Source organism: Micromonospora sp. NPDC005161, assembly GCF_053599855.1.
This window is the reverse complement of sequence record NZ_JBSFYQ010000025.1, coordinates 1-17,731: the sequence shown is the minus strand read 5'-3', so window position 1 is coordinate 17,731 and position 17,731 is coordinate 1. Positions and strand designations below refer to the sequence as shown.

Below are 17,731 nucleotides of genomic sequence, written 5' to 3'. Positions count from 1 at the left end.
CCCCTTCTTAACCGCGCACACTCCGGGAGTGGAGTGTGCGCGTACCCGATCAGGGGCCTGCGTGCTCCGGGCCGGCTGAGTCGACCCGGACCCGGAGCGTGGCGCCGACGCCCTGCCGGGACTCGTACGCGTCCTCGACAGTTCGTCGGATGTGGTCCGGATGGCGCCGGAGCTGTGCTGGCGTAACGTGCAGTACCAGGACACCGTGCCGACTCAGCTCGTTGTGCCGTTCCAACGTCCGCGCCCAGTCGCTTGGACTGAAGTGGTACTCCTGCGAATCGACCTCCAGCGCCACCGCCGAGCCGGTCAGGTACCCGTCCGGCGTCGGCAGCGCCGCCCCGTCGAGCGTACGAAGGCGTGGATTCCATCGTATTTCTGGCAGAACTGCGCTGCCTGCCAGGCACTCGCGCATCTCCGCCTCTAGAGCCGACCGGGTGCCGGCCACGACCTCCCCGTACGCCATCCTGATCAGCGCTGTGCGACTGCGCCGCGCCCGGCGGATCTCCTCGTCCAGCCTGCCGAGATCGGTGAAGCCGCGCTGGACGGACTCGGCGACGATGGCCCGCACTGGGCGAAGCTGCCGTAGGTCACGGGCCGCGTCCACCACCGCCCGCGCCGGCGAGCAAACCGGGTAGAGCGCGGTCGACCGGGGCCGATCATCGAGTGCCAGGGCTCGCCGAACAAGGGCGTAACCCGCCGACCGGCGCCGCGTGTGGTGCGGCACCACCAGGTGTACGTCGGTGTTGCGCGGAATCTGGCGGAACCCGTACCAGGCGAGCGCCGCGAAGCTGGTGAGCTGCGCCTGCGGCCCGGCGTAGAGCGCTGCGGAGATCCGCCGTTGTTCATCGGTCAGTACGCCCGTCACCAGGGCGTACGTCGCTGGCAGGACGCGTTGCCACTGGCCGCGCCGGGCCTGACGGTACAGGTACATGTCGTCGTAGCCGGCGGCGAGCAACTGAGCTCGGGTGGCGATCTGCTGCTGCCGCTCGGCCACCGCCGCCAGCTCGGGTGGATGTTCACGCATGACCGCAGCCTGGCTGCCGGAGCCGGGCTGTTCCCGTCCCAGCCGTACGAGCTGTGGACAACCCGCCTGCTGTGGACAACCCCGTTGATCATTGCTTGGTGTGATATGCGTCGTGTTAATAGGGGGCCCTTCCTATGCACCAGGCGTTAAGGAGGGGCCCTTCCTTACACTTGTCCGGTGAATGTTTCGACCGTGCCTGTGCTGCGTCCGTTGACGCTCGGGCGGTATCAGGTGTGGCCGCCGGTCGTGCTCGCGCCGATGGCCGGGATCACCAACGTCGGGTTCCGGCGGCTGTGCCGGGAGCAGGGCGGCGGCATCTACGTCTGCGAGATGATCACCACGCGGGCACTGGTCGAGCGGAATCCGAAGACGCTGCGCATGATCGCGTTCGGTGACGACGAGCAGCCGCGCAGCCTCCAGCTCTACGGCACCGATCCGGAGATCACCGCCGCCGCGGTGCGGATCGTCGTGGAGCGCAACCTGGCCGATCACATCGACCTGAACTTCGGCTGCCCGGTGCCCAAGGTGACCCGCCGGGGTGGCGGCGCGGCGTTGCCGTGGCGACGCCGGCTCTTCGCCCGGCTGGTGAAGGCCGCGGTGGACGCCGCGTCGCCGGCCGGGGTGCCGGTCACGGTCAAGATGCGCAAGGGCATCGACGACGACCATCTGACGTACGTCGAAGCCGGGCTCGCGGCCCAGGAGGCCGGTGTCGCCGCGGTGGCCCTGCACGGACGCACGGCCGGGCAGCGTTACTCGGGCACGGCCGACTGGGACGCGATCGCCACGCTCAAGCAGGCCCTGGACGTGCCGGTGCTCGGCAACGGCGACATCTGGGAGGCCGACGACGCGCTGCGGATGGTCGCGCACACCGGCGTCGACGGCGTGGTGATCGGGCGCGGCTGCCTGGGCCGACCGTGGCTCTTCGCCGACCTGGAGGCCGCCTTCCACGGTCGGCCGGAGCGGCGGCTGCCCACCCTCGGCGAGGTGGCGGTGACCATGCGCCGGCACGCCGAGCTGCTGGTCGACCAGTTCGTCGCGGGGGCGCGCAACCCGGCCCGCGGTGAGCGGGACGGGTGCACCGACTTCCGCAAGCACGTCGCCTGGTACCTCAAGGGCTTTCCGGTCGGCGGCGAGCTGCGCCGCTCGCTGGCGATGATCGAAAGCCTGGCCCAGCTCGACGACCTGCTCGGCAAGCTCGATCCGGCGGAGCCGTTCCCGGCGGCCGCCCTCGGCCAGCCGCGCGGCCGGACGAACTCCCCGGGCAAGGTCTTCCTGCCCGACGGTTGGCTCGCGAACCGGGACGACGACGCTGTGCCCGAGGGTGCGGAGCTGGACGACTCCGGCGGCTGATCCGGACGACGACGAAAGGGCCGGCCCCCGTTTGGGGGCCGGCCCTTTCGCGTTGTTGTCGCTGTGTCAGGAGGCCGAGTAGCCGCGGGTGGCGATCCAGTCGGCCAGGTTGTCCACGCTGATCCAGTACGACGCCATGTCCGGGTTGGCGGAGTCGGCGATCTTCACCGTCTCGCCGCCGTCGCGGTAGCCCACGACGCTGATGTAGTGGCCACCCTCGAAGGAGTGGACGGCACCGTCGACGTCGGTGGTGGTGCCGGCGATGTTCGCGACCACGGCCCGGCCCTCGTCCACGGTGTGGACGACGTCGGCGCGCAGCTTGTCGGTCTGCTTGTCATCAGCGCTGGAGCTGCTGATCTCGACCGAGTGGTACGCGTTCTTGCCGGTCTCCTTGTTCAGCACCGGGGTGATGTCGTTGATCGAGTTGGTGCCGGCCTCGGTGGTGCCCATCTCCTTGGCCATGGCGTCCACGTCGATGTTCTTGCCCTGCACGGACAGGGCGTTACGCGTGGCGGCCGGGCCGCAGTAGTAGAAGTTGGGCTGCGCCTCGTAGCGGACGCTCAGCTCGCGGTCGCCGTGGCCCTTGCGGTCGGTCTGGGTCTGCGTGGCCGGCTTGGCGTCCGACATGGCGTACGCGGCGGTCACGGGGCCGGCGATGGCGCCGCCGGTGAAGGCGAGGCCGGCAGCGGTCAGGGCGGTCTTGCGGATCAGATCGGTACGCATGATGGCGTGCTCCTCTGGTCGGGGGTGCATGCGGCACACGTGCTCCGCACGATGTTCATTGGATGGTTCGAAGGGATCTGCCCGGCTGCTCAGGGGCCTGCTCGGGTGTCCGGGGGTTGTAACCGTGGCGGCCAGCCGGGTGTTCCCGGCGGCTGCCGCACCGGGCCGGGGCCGCGGTGGTCTGCCATGTGTAACGACGCGGGCCGGGCCCCGATTCCACCGTGCGGGTGGCCCCGACCACGGGACGATCCGTCCCAAACCGGACGAGCGTTTAGCCCGCTCCACGGCTAGCCCCGGGCCGTGGGCGGGTTCGCGTCGAACGTGAATGACTCTGAGGTATCAATCGTCCCGTGTCGTCCGGCCAGGCACCCTGCTCTCCCGCGCCGGGGCGGCGGTCTGGGTCGGGAGGTGTGGGCGGGTCGGCTGGGTGGCCGCGGCCCGCTCGGCCGGCCAGGGGATCTCGGGCGCGCGGTGGAAGGCGATTCCGGCGGTGGCCCAGCGCGGGCCGTGACCGGCCAGCCGGTCACGGAACCCGGCCCAGTCGTGCGTTGCCCGGGGCGACCAGCCCAGCTCGGCGATGGCGGGCAGCCGGGGCAGCAGCATGAACTCGACCTCGGCCAGCGAGGTGACCGATTCGGTCCAGAGCGGTGCCTCGACACCGAGTACCGCCGCGTCGGGCACTCCCGTCACGTGTGACCCGGGATTCCAGTCGTACGCCCGGCGCACGTCGATCAGGCCGGCCCAGTCCTGCCCGAGCGGGGTGTCCGGGTCGTACTTCATGTCCAGGTAGGCGTGGTTGCCGGGGGAGAGGATCAGCCGGGCGCCCCGGCGTACCGCCTCGAGGGTGGCCGGGTCTTCGCCGTTCGTGCCCCACCACTGGAGTACCCGCCCGTCGACGTGCGCGGCCGGCGCGAGCTGGTGCCAGCCGACGACGGTCTTGCCGGTGTCGGCGACGATCCGCTGCGTCCGCTCGACGAAACCGGTGTAGACCGCACCCTTGACCTTGAACGCCTCGTCACCGCCGATGTGCAGCCACGGTCCGGGGGTGAGCGCGGCGATCTCACCCAGTACGTCGGCGATGAAGTCGTACGTCCGTTCGTCGGCCGGGTCGACGTAGCTGAAGCCGACCTCGGTGCCGGTGTACGGCGGTGGCGCGACCTTGTCCGGCGCCAGCTCGGGGTATGCGACCAGCGCCGCGTTGGTGTGCCCGGGGAGGTCGATCTCCGGGACGACGGTGACGTGGCGGGCGGCGGCGTAGCTGACGATCCGCCGGTAGCCGGCCTTGGTGTAGTGCCCGCCGGGGCCGCCGCCGACCTCGGTCGCCCCACCGACGGTGGTCAACCTCGGCCAGGAGTCGACGGCGATCCGCCAGCCCTGGTCGTCGGTGAGGTGCAGGTGCAGGTGGTTGAGCTTGTACCGGGCCAGGTGGTCGACGACGCGCAGGACGTCCTCGACGTCGAAGAAGTGCCGTGCCACGTCGAGCATCGCGCCCCGGTACGAAAAGCGGGGTGCGTCGGTGATGGTCCCGCCCGGCAGCATCCACCGTTCGGTGACCGGGGCCGGGCTCTCGATCGCCGATGGCAGCAACTGGCGCAGGGTCTGCACGCCGTGGAAGAGGCCGGTGGCGGTGGCCGCGGTGATGGTGACGCCGGCGCGGGTCACGGCGAGCCGGTATCCCTCCGCGCCCAGGCTGTCGTCGTCGTTGAGCACGAGCGCGATGCCGCCCGCCGCCGGTCGGGTGGTGTCGGTGACCGGCAGCGGGTAACCGGTGGCGGGTCGCAGCAGCTCGGCGAGGTGCGCGGCCACCGTCAGCGCGGCGGGATCGGCGCTGGCCACGATGACGGCGTCGGGTGGTAGCAGCCAGTCCCCGGCCGGGTTCGGCTCGACCTGCTGCGGCGCGGGCACGACGTCGGCCAGCCGGACCGGGGCCGGCGGGGCGAGCAGTTCGCCGGCGGCCTGCTCGGCAGACCGGGCGAGCGTGGCGGCGTCCGGTTCGTGCGCCGACAGCGGCACGGAGCCGGTGGGACCGGGTCCGCCGGGGGTGGCGGTGGGTCCGGGCGAGGGGATGGTCGACACGGCGGCGGCTCCGGGGGGTGTATTCGCGTCGGTTATGGCAAAAGTGAGGTTCACCGGCTGGCGTTGCCGTCAAGGGTACGGCGACAGGCCGGGATGCGTGATCGTGCGCATGGAAGCGTTCCCAAAAACCGGTACGAACGCGGATAGTCGTGATAGCTGTGCCGATTGTCACCGAACGGTCCCGGGCCACTCGATGTTCGCTTAACCTTCGCCCACCGATCGGCGTCGACCCCGGGATTACCGGTGGTCCGTCCCGGGGTATGAGGAAACTGAACCTTCGTTAAGTGTCAATCCGGCGCGCGTGGGAGGCTCTGGTGGCAGCGCAAGAGACCGTCGATCACAAGTACGTCTACGACTTCACCGAGGGCAACAAGGACCTCAAGGACCTGCTCGGCGGCAAGGGCGCCAACCTCGCCGAGATGACCAACCTCGGTCTGCCCGTTCCGCCTGGCTTCACCATCACCACCGAGGCCTGCCAGGCGTACCTCACGACCGGCCGGGAGCCGGACGGGCTCGCCGACCAGATCGAGGCGCACCTGGAATCGCTGGAGCGCGCGATGGGCAAGCGCCTCGGTGACCCGCAGGACCCGTTGCTGGTCTCCGTCCGCTCGGGCGCCAAGTTCTCCATGCCCGGCATGATGGAGACCGTCCTCAACGTCGGCCTCAACGATCAGAGCGTGGTCGGGCTCTCCGCGCAGGCCGGGAGGAACGACCGGTTCGCCTGGGACTCGTACCGGCGACTCATTCAGATGTTCGGCAAGACCGTCTGCGAGGTGCCGGGCGAGGAGTTCGAGCACGCCCTCGAAGACATCAAGCGCGCCAAGAACACCCACAACGACCTGGACCTGGACGCGGACGACCTTCGCGGGCTGGTCGACGCGTACAAGAAGATCTTCCTGAAGCACACGGGTCGGGAGTTCCCGCAGCAGCCGCGCGAGCAGCTCGACCTGGCCATCCGGGCGGTCTTCGAGTCGTGGAACGCCGAGCGCGCGGTGCTCTACCGCCGCCAGGAGCGGATCCCGGCCGACCTCGGCACCGCGGTCAACGTGGTGACCATGGTCTTCGGCAACCTCGGCCCGGATTCCGGCACCGGCGTCGCGTTCACCCGCGATCCGGCCAGCGGCGCCCAGGGCATCTACGGCGACTACCTGGCCAACGCCCAGGGCGAGGACGTGGTCGCCGGCATCCGCAACACGGTGCCGTTGCAGGAGCTGGAGCAGCTGGACAAGACGTCCTACGACCAGCTGCTCTCCTTCATGGCCCGGCTGGAAGAGCACTACCGGGACCTCTGCGACATCGAGTTCACCATCGAGCGCGGCAAGCTGTGGATGTTGCAGACCCGCGTGGGCAAGCGCACCGCCGCCGCCGCGTTCGTCATCGCCGGGCAGCTCGTCGACGAGGGCCTGATCGACCTGGACGAGGCGCTGCACCGGGTCAACGGCGCGCAGTTGGCCCAGCTGATGTTTCCCCGCTTCCAGCTCGACCACGAGTTCCAGCCGGTCGCGAAGGGCATCGGCGCCTCGCCCGGCGCGGCGTCCGGCAAAGTGGTCTTCACCTCCGCGCGGGCCGTCGAGCTGGCCGCCGAGGGTGAGTCGGTGATCCTGGTCCGCCGGGAGACCAACCCGGACGACCTGAACGGCATGATCGCCGCCAAGGGCATCCTCACGTCGCGCGGTGGCAAGACCAGCCACGCCGCCGTGGTGGCCCGGGGGATGGGCAAGACCTGCGTCTCCGGCGCCGACGAGATCGACGTGGACGTGCCGGCGAAGCGGTTCACCGTGGCCGGCCAGACCGTGAGCGAGGGCGACGTCGTCTCCGTCGACGGCACCACCGGCAAGGTCTACCTGGGCGAGGTGCCGGTCATGCCGTCGGAGGTGGTGCAGTACTTCGAGGGCAGTCTCGACCCGGAGCACATCGACAACGCGCTGGTCCGTGCCGTACACCGGATCATGACGCACGCCGACGGCAGGCGGCGGCTCGCGGTCCGCACGAACGCCGACACCGGCGCGGACGCCGCCCGGGCCCGGCGCTTCGGCGCCGAGGGCATCGGCCTGTGCCGCACCGAGCACATGTTCCTCGGTGACCGGCGGGAGCTGGTCGAGCGGCTGATCCTGGCCCGCGCCGAGGGCGAGCGGGACGAGGCGCTGGCCGCGCTGCTGCCGTTGCAGCGGGCCGACTTCGAGGAGATCTTCCGCGAGATGGACGGGCTGCCGGTCACCGTCCGGCTGATCGACCCGCCGCTGCACGAGTTCCTGCCGCCGCTGGAGCAGCTCGCGGTCAACGTCGCGGTCGCCCAGGAGCGCGGCGAGGACGTGGCCAAGGAGGAGGCGCTGCTCGCCGCCGTCCGGCGGATGCACGAGGAGAACCCGATGCTCGGGCTCCGGGGCGTCCGCCTCGGCCTGGTCATCCCCGGATTGTTCGCGATGCAGGTCCGGGCCATCGCCGAGGCGGCCGTCGCCTGCGCCCGCGGCGGCGGGGTGGCCAAGCCGGAGATCATGGTGCCGCTGGTCGGCGCCGTGCAGGAGCTGGAGACGGTGCGCGCCGAGGCCGAGAAGATCATCGCCGAGGTGGTCGGGGACAGCGGCGTCGAGGTGCTGATCGGCACCATGATCGAGGTGCCGCGGGCGGCGCTGACCGCCGGGCAGATCGCCGAGGCGGCCGAGTTCTTCTCCTTCGGCACCAACGACCTCACCCAGATGGCCTGGGGCTTCTCCCGGGACGACGTCGAGGGCGCGTTCTTCTGGCGCTACCTGGAGCTGGGCATCTTCGGTATCTCGCCGTTCGAGTCGATCGACCGCGACGGCGTCGGCCGGCTGGTGCGGATCGCCGCCGAGGAGGGTCGGGCCGCGCGGCCCGGACTGAAGCTCGGCGTCTGCGGTGAGCACGGCGGCGACCCGGACTCGGTGCACTTCTTCCACGAGGTCGGCCTGGACTACGTCTCCTGCTCGCCGTTCCGGGTGCCGGTGGCCCGGCTGGAAGCCGGCCGCGCGGTGGTGGAGACCGACGGCTCGGACAGCCGCTGACGCGGTGCCGGCGGCGGCCCGGACCGCCGCCGGCACCGATGATCAGATCGGCGGGCGACGCCAGGTGGGCCGGGCCGAGCGGCGCAACTGCGCCGGCAGGGTGGCCATCGGGGTACGCATGACCAGCGGCGCGTGCGCGTCCGGTACGGCCGAGACGGGGGGTCTCGCGTCCCGGTTGTCCAGCACCGAGCCGGCCCGGCGCGCCACCGCCCGGGCTTCCTCGTGCAGCCCCTCCAGGTCGTCCGCCGCCGTGACGGTGACCAGGGTCAGCAAGGCGGTGCGCCCAGCCGGGTAGGTGACCACGCAGCCGGCGGTGGTGCGCACCACCGACTCCCGGAAGTCGCCCCGCCGCACCGTGTCGGCCACCCGGTGACCCAGACCGAAGCTCGCGGCGGCGAGCGCGGCGAGGTGGGTGGCGTCGGTGCTGGGCAGGTCACTGGAGATGAGCAGCCCGTCGGTGCCGGCCAGCACGGTCCCCGCGACCTCGGGGCGGCGCCGACGCAGCCCGCGTAGTTCCGTGCCGACCACCATGTCTGCGTCCACGAGCGTCTTCTCCCTACCGGTCGGGCCCCTGCGTGCGATCGGTTGGTCACGTTCCGCGCCTGGAACGCTACCGGCGGCCACTTCCGTCCGCGAGCCCGTAACGGTCGGCGATCGGCTGACAACTCCCGGCCAATCGGCGGTTGTGGACCTTTCGGCGAGGCGTCGCGGGCAGGTCGGGCGGCCCTGGCGGGCGTAATCTTGGCTCGCTCGTACACCGCGGATTGCGCACGCCGTCGAGGGGGAAGGGGACTGCATGAGCAGCGTCTGGGAGAGCCTGACCGTCGACGCCCGCGATCCGGCCCGACTGGCCCGCTGGTGGGCCGAGGCGCTCGGCTACCAGGTCGTCGCCGAGGAGCCGGACGGCGTGGAGATCCGCCAGTCCGCGGACCGGCGTCCCGCCCTGTTCTTCGCGCGGGTGGCCGACGGCAAGGAGCGGAAGAACCGGCTGCACCTCGACCTGCGCCCCGCTGACCAGGAGGCCGAGGTCGAGCGGCTGGTCGACATGGGCGCCCGGCACGTCGACATCGGCCAGGGCGACGTGGACTGGACGGTGCTGGCCGACCCGGAGGGCAACGAGTTCTGCGTTCTTCGTGAGCGCGAGGAGTGAGCCGGGTTTGCGAGCCCCGCAGTCGCGGTTGACCGCACTGCCGTCTGGCGCGGCGGACGCCCGGCTGGTCGAGGAGGCCCCCAAGGACACCGGCCACCGTCGGTCACCGTACGAGCGTGACCGCGCCCGGGTGCTGCACTCCGCGGCGTTCCGTCGACTGGCCACGAAGACGCAGGTGCACACCGCCGGCACGGACGACTTCCTGCGTACCCGGCTGACCCACTCGTTGGAGGTCGCCCAGATCGCCCGGGAGATGGGCGCCCGGCTGGGCTGCGACCCCGACGTGGTGGACGTCGCCGGGCTCGCCCACGATCTCGGGCACCCGCCGTTCGGGCACAACGGCGAGGCGGCGCTGGACCTGCTCGCCACGCCCTGCGGCGGCTTCGAGGGCAACGCGCAGACGCTGCGGGTGCTGACCCGGCTGGAGGCGAAGGTGCTCGCCCCGGACGGCTCGTCCGCCGGGCTGAACCTGACCCGAGCCTCGCTCGACGCCATCGGCAAGTACCCCTGGGCGCGGCGGCCGGGCCAGCGGAAGTTCGGGGTGTACGCCGACGACGTTCCGGTCTTCGACTGGCTCCGGGTTGGCGCGCCCGGCGACCGGCGCTGCCTGGAGGCGCAGGTGATGGACTGGGCCGACGACGTCGCGTACTCGGTGCACGACGTGGAGGACGGCATCCACGGCGGGTACGTCTCGCTGCGCCCGCTGCTCGCCGACGCCGACGAGCGGGCAGCTCTCTGCGCCGATGTGGCCGCCACCTACTCGGGGGAGTCCCCGGCGGACCTGGGTGAGGTGCTGGTCGAGCTGCTGGCCGACCCGTTGCTCGCCCCGCTCGCGGGGTACGACGGCAGCCACCGTGCGCAGGCCGCGCTGAAGGCCACCACCAGTGGACTGACCGGTCGGTTCGTCTCCGCGGCGGTGGCTGCCACCGAGGAGCGGTTCGGCCCCGGCCCGCACCGCCGCTACGCCGCCGATCTGGTGGTGCCGCGGCTGGTCCGGGCCCACTGCGCCCTGCTCAAGGGCATCGCGCTGCGCTACGTGATGCGTCGCGCCGGCTTCCGGGGTCGCTACGAACGGCAGCGGACGATGCTGGCCGAGCTGGTGGCCGCGCTGGTCCGGCGGGCGCCGGACGGGCTCGATCCGGTCTTCGCCCCGCTGTGGCGGGCCGCGCAGGACGACGCCGCCCGGCTGCGGGTGGTGATCGACCAGGTCGCCTCGCTCACCGACCCGGCGGCCGTGACCTGGCACACCCGTCTGGTCGGCGGCAACGCACCGCCGGCGGGCGACGGCGAAGATTAGGCTAGCCTAAGTGGCATGACGGAACGCCCCAGGAACGTCACCTCGGTCCGGGTGCTGCGCACCGAGCGGCCCACCCCGCACCTCATCCGGCTCGTCCTCGGCGGGGACGAGCTGGCCGACCTGCCGGTGGGCGAGTGCACCGACCACTACATCAAGGTGGTCTTCCCGCAGCCGGGCGTCGCGTACCCGCAGCCGCTGGACCTCGCCGCGATCCGCCGGGACCTGCCCCGGGAGCAGTGGCCCCGGCTGCGGGCGTACACCGTGCGGCGCTGGGACCCGCTCGCCGAGGAGCTGACCGTCGACGTGGTGCACCACGGCGACGAGGGGCTGGCCGGGCCGTGGGCGGCCGCGCTGCGCCCGGGCGATCCGGTGCACTTCGTCGGCCCCGGCGGGGCGTACGCCCCGAGCCCGGACGCGGACTGGCACCTGCTGGTCGGCGACGAGAGCGCGCTGCCGGCGATCGGCGCCGCCCTGGAACGGCTGCCGCTGGGCGCCCCGGCCCATGTCTTCGTGGAGATCGCCGACCCGGCGGAGGAGCAGAAACTGCTCAGCCCGGGTGCGGTCCAGCTCACCTGGCTGCACCGCGGTGAGCGCCCGGTGGGCGCCGCGCTGGTGGCGGCGGTCCGAGAGCTGGAGTTTCCGCCCGGTCAGGTGCACGCCTTCGTGCACGGCGAGGCGACCTTCGTCCGGGAGCTGCGCCGGTTGCTGCGCACCGAGCGCGGCCTGCCCGCTGATCAGCTCTCCATCTCCGGCTACTGGCGGCGCGGCATGGACGACGAGGGCTGGCGCTCGACCAAGGCCGACTGGAACCGGCAGGTGGCTGCCGAGGAGACCACGGCCGCCTGAGCACGGTCAGCCGCCGGACCGGCGATCCCACTCCTCGCGGACCGCGGTGAGTCGCCGGTTGAGCAGCACGGCGTACCCGACGATCGCCGCGGCGATCAGGAACAGCAGCAGCCGCGGCTCGCGTACCGTCGCGCCGATCAGGCTGACCGAGACCACCCCGTAGCCGGCGATCGCCACCCGGGCCCTGCTCGGTCGGGCCGAGAGCGCGTAAAGGCACAGCCCACACACCACCCAGACCACCACCGAGGCAGCCAGCAACAGCCGCAGCTCCAGCGGCAATCGGCTCGCGCCACGGTCGACCAGCCGGACCGCCTGCCCGAGCGACCAGCCGAGCAGCAGCAGCGCACCGCTGAGCGGGATGTGCAGATAGGTGTACGCCTGCCCGCCACGCAGGCGGGTCGCCGCCTGGCGGGTGGTGACGAAGGTGGTGTAGACCCACCAGACGGCGGCCGGCACGACGAAGGCCAACCCGGCGGTGAGGATCATCTGCGGCCGGGGGTGGTCCGGCACCGCGAAGAGCAGGTTGGCCAGCGCGCTGCCCAGCACGATGATGGTGAATTGCCCGATCCGTTCCGGCAGGTGCCGGTTGTCCACCGGCCAGTGCTCGAGCCGGCGTCGGCCGACCCAGGGCGTGGCCAGCTCGATGGCCATCGCGACGATCCACAGCACCGGGCGCGACGCGATCGGCACGACCAGCGAGACCAGCCAGATCAGCCAGCCCAGCCCGAAGCCGAACAGGTAGACCGTGGTCACCGTGCGGGCCTCCGGGTTGGTCGGCCGGGCCCGCAGATACAGCAGGAGCAGTACGCCCCGGACGATCAGGTAGCCGATCGGCAGGAGCGGGCTCTCCGGCACCTCGTCCACGCCGAGCGTCATCGCGCCGGCGCCAACCAGGGCCACCAGCACCAACATCCGGTGCGGCAGGTCGTCCGGGTCGAATCGGGTGTCGTAGTAGACCTGCCCCATCCAGGCCCACTGGACCACCACGAAGAGCCCGATCACGGCCAGCATGGCGTTCGGCGTCGGGGTCGGGTCGGTGCCCAGCCGGGCCACCACCGCCGCCAGCGCGTACACGAAGATGACGTCCAGGAAGAGTTCCAGCCAGGTGGCGTGCCGGTGCCCGGCCTCGTCCGTCAGCGGTTCGGGCCCGCGTACGCCCAGCCAACCGGTCAACCATCCGGGCAGGTGCGCGCTGACGGTCCCGTACCCTGCGCATCTGGTCATGGTCCCCGCGCGGACCCGGCTCCCGGGCCGGAACCGAAGAGCCGGTGGCGGCCGCCGCCACACCGGCGTCCCCCGGCCGGCGCGTCGTCGGTCCGGCAGGGCAGGATGTACGCCGAGGGGGTGGCGCATGGCTGGGCGGATCCGGGACGAGGACATCGCACTGGTCCGGGAACGCTCCTCGATCGGGGATGTGATCTCCGAGACCGTCACGCTGAAGTCCGCCGGGGGCGGCAACCTCAAGGGCCTGTGCCCGTTCCACGACGAGAAGAGCCCGTCGTTCAACGTCTCCCCGGCCCGCAACGTCTGGTACTGCTTCGGCTGCGGGGCCGGCGGCGACGCGATCAAGTTCCTGATGGACGCCGAGCACCTCAGCTTCGTCGAGTCCGTCGAGCGGTTGGCCGGCCGCGCCGGCATCCAGCTGCGCTACGTGGAGGACGACAAGGGCACCCCGCGCCCCCGTCCCCAGCAGGGCCAGCGCCAGCGCCTGGTGGCCGCGCACGCCGCCGCGGTCGAGTTCTACCGGGCGCAGCTCAGCACCGCCGGCGCCCGGCCGGCGCGGGAGTTCCTGGCCCAGCGCGGCTTCGACCGGGCCGCCGCCGAGCGCTACGGCTGCGGCTTCGCGCCGGAAGGTTGGGATCTGCTCACCAAGCACCTTCGCCAGCAGGGCTTCACCCACCAGGAGCTGGTCACCGCCGGGCTGTCCCGGGAGTCCCGCTCCGGCACGCTGATCGACCGGTTCCGCCGGCGGCTGCTCTGGCCGATCCGCGACCTCGCCGGTGACGTGATCGGCTTCGGTGCCCGGAAGCTCTTCGACGACGACGACGGGCCGAAGTACCTGAACACCCCCGAGACGCCGATCTACAAGAAGTCGCACGTGCTCTACGGCATCGATCAGGCCAAGCGGGAGATCGCCAAGCAGGGCCGTGCGGTGATCGTCGAGGGTTACACCGACGTGATGGCGTGCCACCTGGCCGGGGTGACCACAGCGGTGGCGACCTGCGGCACCGCTTTCGCAGCGGACCACATATCTGTCCTGCGTCGGCTCCTGTTCGACAGCGACGAGGTGGCCGGCGAGATCATCTTTACCTTCGACGGCGATGCTGCCGGCCAGAAGGCCGCACTGCGCGCCTTCGAAGACGATCAGCGCTTCGTCGGGCGCACCTTCATCGCGGTCAGCCCGGACAGCATGGACCCGTGCGATCTGCGGCTGGCCAAGGGTGACCTGGCGGTGCGTGACCTGGTCGCCCGCCGCGAGCCGCTGGTCGACTTCGCGCTGCGACACGTGATCAGCCGCTTCGACCTGGACACCGTAGACGGCCGGGTCGAGGCGATGCGCCACGCCGCGCCGCTGGTCGCGCGACTGAAGGACCGGGAGAAGCGCCCGGAGTACGTCCGCAAGCTCGCCATGGACCTCGGCATGGAGATCGAGCCGGTGCAGCGGGCGGTGCTCGCCGCCGCCAACACCCCGCCGCCCAACGCCCGGGACGCCGCACCCGCGGCCCGGCCCGCCCCGGCCCGCCCCGAGCCGGCGCTGGACAGCCCGCAGTCGATGGTCGAGCGGGAGGCGTTGAAGCTCGCTCTCCAGCAGCCGGTGCTGGCCGGGCCGATGTTCGACGCGGTCGAGGCCACCGAGTACCGCCACCCGGTGCACGTCTCGGTGCGCGCGGCCATCGCGGCGGCCGGCGGGGCCGCTTCGGCGACCGGCGGCGCGGTCTGGATCGAGTCGGTCCGCGACGCCTGCGACGACCTGGCGTCCGCGGCGCTCGTCGGCGAACTGGCGGTGGAGCCGCTGCGGATCGACGGTGAACCGGACCCGCGCTACGTGTCGATCACGATGGCCCGGGTGCAGTTCGGGTCGGTGACGGCCCGGATCCGGGAGCTCAAGTCCCGGATCCAGCGCATCAACCCGGTCAACAACAAGGACGAGTACTTCGCCGCCTTCGGCGAGCTGCTGTCTCTGGAGCAGCACGCGCGGGCGCTGCGCGAGCAGGCCGCAGGAGGGCTCTGATGGGACTGTTCAGCCGCAAGCCGAAGCTTCCCCCGGCCGACCGGCCGCCGCTGACCGCCGACGAGCGGGTGTTGGCCTGGGCGGCGGCGGGCAACGGCGAGGGCGACGGGGTGGTGGTGGCCAGCAACCTCGGGTTGTGGCTGCCCGGCCGCGGGCACCGGCTCGGCTGGCACACTATTCTCAAGGCGGTCTGGTCCGGCCGGGAGCTGACCGTCACGCCCGCCGAGACCCTCGTCGAACGTGACGGCTACACGGTGGTCACCGACGGGCCGGCCGAGACCTACCTGCTGCTCGACCCGGGCGAGCTGCCGCACCAGGTGCGGGCCCGGGTGACCCGCTCGGTCGCGTACACCGAACACCACCCGGTGCCCGGCGGCGCGGCCCGGGTCGCGGCCCGGCGCGTGGCCGGGGTGGACGGTCTGACCTGGACCGTCCGCGTCGACCCCGGCACCGCGCCGGACGACGAGGACCTGCTCGCCGCGACCGACCGCCTGATCACCGTCGCCCGCGCCGCCACCGCACCGGTCGACGGCTAGCGGTCGGGCGGCCACTGACCGCCCGACCCCGGCGCCCGGTCAGTTGGCGCCGAGACCCTCCAGCGCCTTGGCGGCACCGCGGTGCAGCGGAACCGGCTCGGTCTTGCGGGCGTTCTCCAGGGAGATGCCCTTGGCCGCCGGGTTGGCCTGGGCGAGGACGTCCCGCTTGTCGAACACCGTCCGGGTGATCGCGCAGGCGACGTTGGCGTCCAGGTCCTTGCGGACCAGCAGCACGTTCGGCACGACGATCGTCGGGGTGTCCGCCGCCGTCTTGTACGCGTCCCGGCCGATCGTTCCGGCCTGGTAGGCGGGGCTCAACTCGTTCATCTTCGGCAGCAGGGGCGCGATGTCGATGAACTTCACCGTGTCGCCGGCGGTGGTGAACAGGTCGGTCAGGCCGCCGGTGGGCAGGCCACCGGACCAGAAGAAGCCGTCGATGCTGCCGTCCTTCATGCCCTCGACCGTCTTGGCCAGGTCCAGGCGCTGCGCACGGATGTCCTTGGCCGGATCGAGGCCCGCGGCCTCCAGCAGCCGGTTGGCGATCACCTCCGTGCCGGACTTCGGGGACCCGGTGGAGATCCTCTTGCCCCGCATGTCAGCCACCGAGCCGATCTGGGCGCCGTTGCGGACCACGACCTGGGTGTAGTTGTCGTAGATGCGCGCGAGCGCCTCGACCGGCTGCGGCGCGGTGAAGCTGCCCTTGCCCTGAACCGCGTTGACCGCCGTGTCGAAGAGGGAGAACGCCACGTCGTACTGGCCGCCGACAAGCTGCTCGACGTTCTGCACCGAGGCGCCGGTCTCCGCGGCGGTGCCGGTGAGCTTGCCGCCGGTCGCCCCGGACAGCTGCCCGGCCAGGGCGTTGCCGACCACGTAGTAGACGCCGGTCGCGTTTCCGGTGGCGATGCCCACCCGGGTCTCCCGGTCCACCTCACAGGTGACCTCGCTGGCCGCGTCGTCCTTGGCCGCGCCGCCCTGCTGGCCTCCGCACCCCGCCGCGCCGACCGCCACGAGGGCCACCACACTCAGGCCTGCCACGAGCCGTACGTTGATTCGTCTCACAGTTTCTCCTCCCGGAGGTTGGCTGGTGATCCGGCTCGCGGCCCGCCGGTCCGGCCGGCGGCTCCGCGTCGTACGAGCACCCCCGCCACCGCGACGGCGGCCAGTGCGGCGCCGACCGTGACCGGCACGGGTTCGAGCCAGAGCAGGGTGACCCCTGCGAGTGCGCCGAGCACGCGCTCCGGGGCGCCGGCGGGGCCGACGCCGGGCAGCCAACCGCCGGCGGCGACGGCGAGCACGGCCACGCTGAGCGCGACGACCACACCGGCGAAGGCGATCCGCCCCGCGCCGCCGATGCCGAGCAGCCCCAGCCCGGCCGGTGTGATCACGAAGGCGATCGGGGTCAGGTAGGCCGGCAGCGCGTACCGCAGGGTCTGCCACATGGTCGGCACCAGCCGGCCGCCGGTGACCGCCGCGGCGGCCACCGCGGCGAGCGCGGTCGGCGGGGACACCTCGGACAGGACCGCGAAGTAGAAGACGAACATCGCCGCGGCCGGCGCCGTCACGCCCAGGTCTAGCAGCGCCGGGCCGACGATCACCCAACCGATCACGAACGAGGCGGTGACCGGCACGGCCAGGCCCAGCAGGCTCAGTGCGACGGCCGCGAGCAGCGCGGTGAGCACCAGCACGAGGGTCGGGTCCGAGGTGACCGCCTTGGCCCCGCCGATCAGCAGCGCCGCCGCCTGCGGCCCGAGGCCGGTCTTCGTGGTGGTGGCGGTGATGATGCCGGCGGCGGCGCAGACGGCGGTCACCGCCAGGACCCCGCGTACGCCGGTGACGAAGGCGGTCACCAGCCGGGCCGGGGTGAGCTGGTGCGCCCGGTCCAGGAAGGAGAGCGCCACCGCCAGGAGGGTGGCGAGGACGACCGCCCTCGTCGCGGAGAAGCCGACGGCGAGAAGCACGACGATGGCGATCAGCGAGGCGAAGTGGTAGCCGAACCGGGCCAGCAGGCGCCACGGCGAGCTGACGTCGATCACCACCGGGCGTACGCCGGAGCGCCGGGCGTCGATCTCCACGGCGAGCAGGATGCCGAGGTAGTACAGCACCGTCGGCACGGTGGCCCAGCCCAGCACCTGGAGGTACGAGACGCCGAGGTACTCGGCGATGATGAACGCCGCCGCTCCCAGGGTGGGCGGGGAGAGGATCGCGCCCACCCCGGCGGCGGCGAGCATGCCGCCGGCCCGCTCCGGGGGGTAGCCGGCGCGGCGCAGCAGCGGCCAGGTGACCGCACCGATGCTCACCGTCGTCGCGGCACCGGACCCGGAGACGGTGCCGAGCAGGAAGCCGGAGGCCACCGCCGTCCGTCCGGCGGCGGTGCGTGAGCCCTGTCTGTCAGGGTGAGTTGAGGCCAACGGCTCGTAGCAAGTCCGTCTGGCAGGGCGAGTTCAGGATCGAGATTCGTTGAATACTGCTGTTGA

The 17,731-nt window shown here is 72.1% G+C and carries 13 protein-coding genes and 1 pseudogene; 7 read left to right on the top strand and 7 right to left on the bottom strand.

The annotated features are described in order from the left end of the window. Nucleotides 1–49: 49 nt before the first annotated feature. Nucleotides 50–1,024 carry a type IV toxin-antitoxin system AbiEi family antitoxin domain-containing protein gene (locus ACWD5O_RS22720; RefSeq protein WP_450086486.1) on the bottom strand — a complete coding sequence of 325 codons (975 nt, stop codon included), beginning with the start codon at nt 1,022–1,024 and terminating at the stop codon, nt 50–52. A 177-nt stretch (nt 1,025–1,201) separates the two neighbouring features. Between ACWD5O_RS22720 and dusB the strand changes: the two genes are divergently transcribed. Next, entirely contained in the window at nt 1,202–2,374 is a 1,173-nt protein-coding gene (gene dusB, locus ACWD5O_RS22715; protein WP_450086485.1) for a tRNA dihydrouridine synthase DusB, read from the top strand. A gap of 66 nt (nt 2,375–2,440) precedes the next feature. Here the strand turns inward: dusB and ACWD5O_RS22710 are convergent, their stop codons facing one another. Then, entirely contained in the window at nt 2,441–3,097 is a 657-nt protein-coding gene (locus ACWD5O_RS22710; RefSeq protein ID WP_450086484.1) for a C39 family peptidase, read from the bottom strand. Nucleotides 3,098–3,436: 339 nt separating this feature from the next. Further along, nucleotides 3,437–5,173 carry a beta-N-acetylhexosaminidase gene (locus ACWD5O_RS22705; RefSeq protein WP_450086483.1) on the bottom strand — a complete coding sequence of 579 codons (1,737 nt, stop codon included), beginning with the start codon at nt 5,171–5,173 and terminating at the stop codon, nt 3,437–3,439. Between the two features lie 314 nt (nt 5,174–5,487). Between ACWD5O_RS22705 and ppdK the strand changes: the two genes are divergently transcribed. Continuing rightward, entirely contained in the window at nt 5,488–8,196 is a 2,709-nt protein-coding gene (gene ppdK / locus ACWD5O_RS22700; protein ID WP_450086482.1) for a pyruvate, phosphate dikinase, read from the top strand. Between the two features lie 42 nt (nt 8,197–8,238). Here the strand turns inward: ppdK and ACWD5O_RS22695 are convergent, their stop codons facing one another. Further along, nucleotides 8,239–8,739, bottom strand: coding sequence for a roadblock/LC7 domain-containing protein (locus ACWD5O_RS22695; RefSeq protein ID WP_354965554.1), 501 nt, complete (start codon nt 8,737–8,739; stop codon nt 8,239–8,241). Nucleotides 8,740–8,992: 253 nt separating this feature from the next. On the opposite strand from ACWD5O_RS22695, the gene ACWD5O_RS22690 reads away from it, so the two are divergent. The 3 genes from ACWD5O_RS22690 to ACWD5O_RS22680 are packed head-to-tail and all read left to right on the top strand — an operon-like array spanning nt 8,993 to nt 11,489. After that, nucleotides 8,993–9,346 (top strand): VOC family protein, encoded by a 354-nt coding sequence (locus ACWD5O_RS22690; protein WP_354965553.1) that lies wholly within the window; start codon nt 8,993–8,995, stop codon nt 9,344–9,346. Nucleotides 9,347–9,383: 37 nt separating this feature from the next. Further along, the gene (locus tag ACWD5O_RS22685; protein ID WP_450086533.1) at nt 9,384–10,643 is read left to right on the top strand and encodes a deoxyguanosinetriphosphate triphosphohydrolase; all 1,260 of its coding nucleotides are present in this window, start codon (nt 9,384–9,386) and stop codon (nt 10,641–10,643) included. Nucleotides 10,644–10,658: 15 nt separating this feature from the next. Then, nucleotides 10,659–11,489, top strand: coding sequence for a siderophore-interacting protein (locus tag ACWD5O_RS22680; protein WP_450086481.1), 831 nt, complete (start codon nt 10,659–10,661; stop codon nt 11,487–11,489). A gap of 6 nt (nt 11,490–11,495) precedes the next feature. Here ACWD5O_RS22680 and ACWD5O_RS22675 read toward each other — a convergent pair whose 3' ends face one another. Next, nucleotides 11,496–12,713, bottom strand: coding sequence for a low temperature requirement protein A (locus ACWD5O_RS22675; protein ID WP_450086480.1), 1,218 nt, complete (start codon nt 12,711–12,713; stop codon nt 11,496–11,498). Nucleotides 12,714–12,818: 105 nt separating this feature from the next. On the opposite strand from ACWD5O_RS22675, the pseudogene dnaG reads away from it, so the two are divergent. After that, nucleotides 12,819–14,721: pseudogene (dnaG, locus tag ACWD5O_RS22670) on the top strand (DNA primase). Beyond that, a complete protein-coding gene (locus ACWD5O_RS22665; protein ID WP_450086479.1) occupies nt 14,721–15,257 on the top strand; it encodes a hypothetical protein in 537 nt (178 codons plus the stop codon). The pseudogene dnaG and the gene ACWD5O_RS22665 overlap by 1 nt, the downstream one beginning before the upstream one ends. Nucleotides 15,258–15,296: 39 nt before the next feature. Here the strand turns inward: ACWD5O_RS22665 and ACWD5O_RS22660 are convergent, their stop codons facing one another. Both ACWD5O_RS22660 and ACWD5O_RS22655 read right to left on the bottom strand, forming a co-directional pair. Next, nucleotides 15,297–16,292: a TAXI family TRAP transporter solute-binding subunit gene (locus ACWD5O_RS22660; protein WP_450086478.1), complete on the bottom strand. Its 996-nt coding sequence runs from the start codon at nt 16,290–16,292 to the stop codon at nt 15,297–15,299. A gap of 20 nt (nt 16,293–16,312) precedes the next feature. Then, nucleotides 16,313–17,608 carry a TRAP transporter large permease subunit gene (locus ACWD5O_RS22655; RefSeq protein WP_450086477.1) on the bottom strand — a complete coding sequence of 432 codons (1,296 nt, stop codon included), beginning with the start codon at nt 17,606–17,608 and terminating at the stop codon, nt 16,313–16,315. Nucleotides 17,609–17,731: the final 123 nt, after the last annotated feature.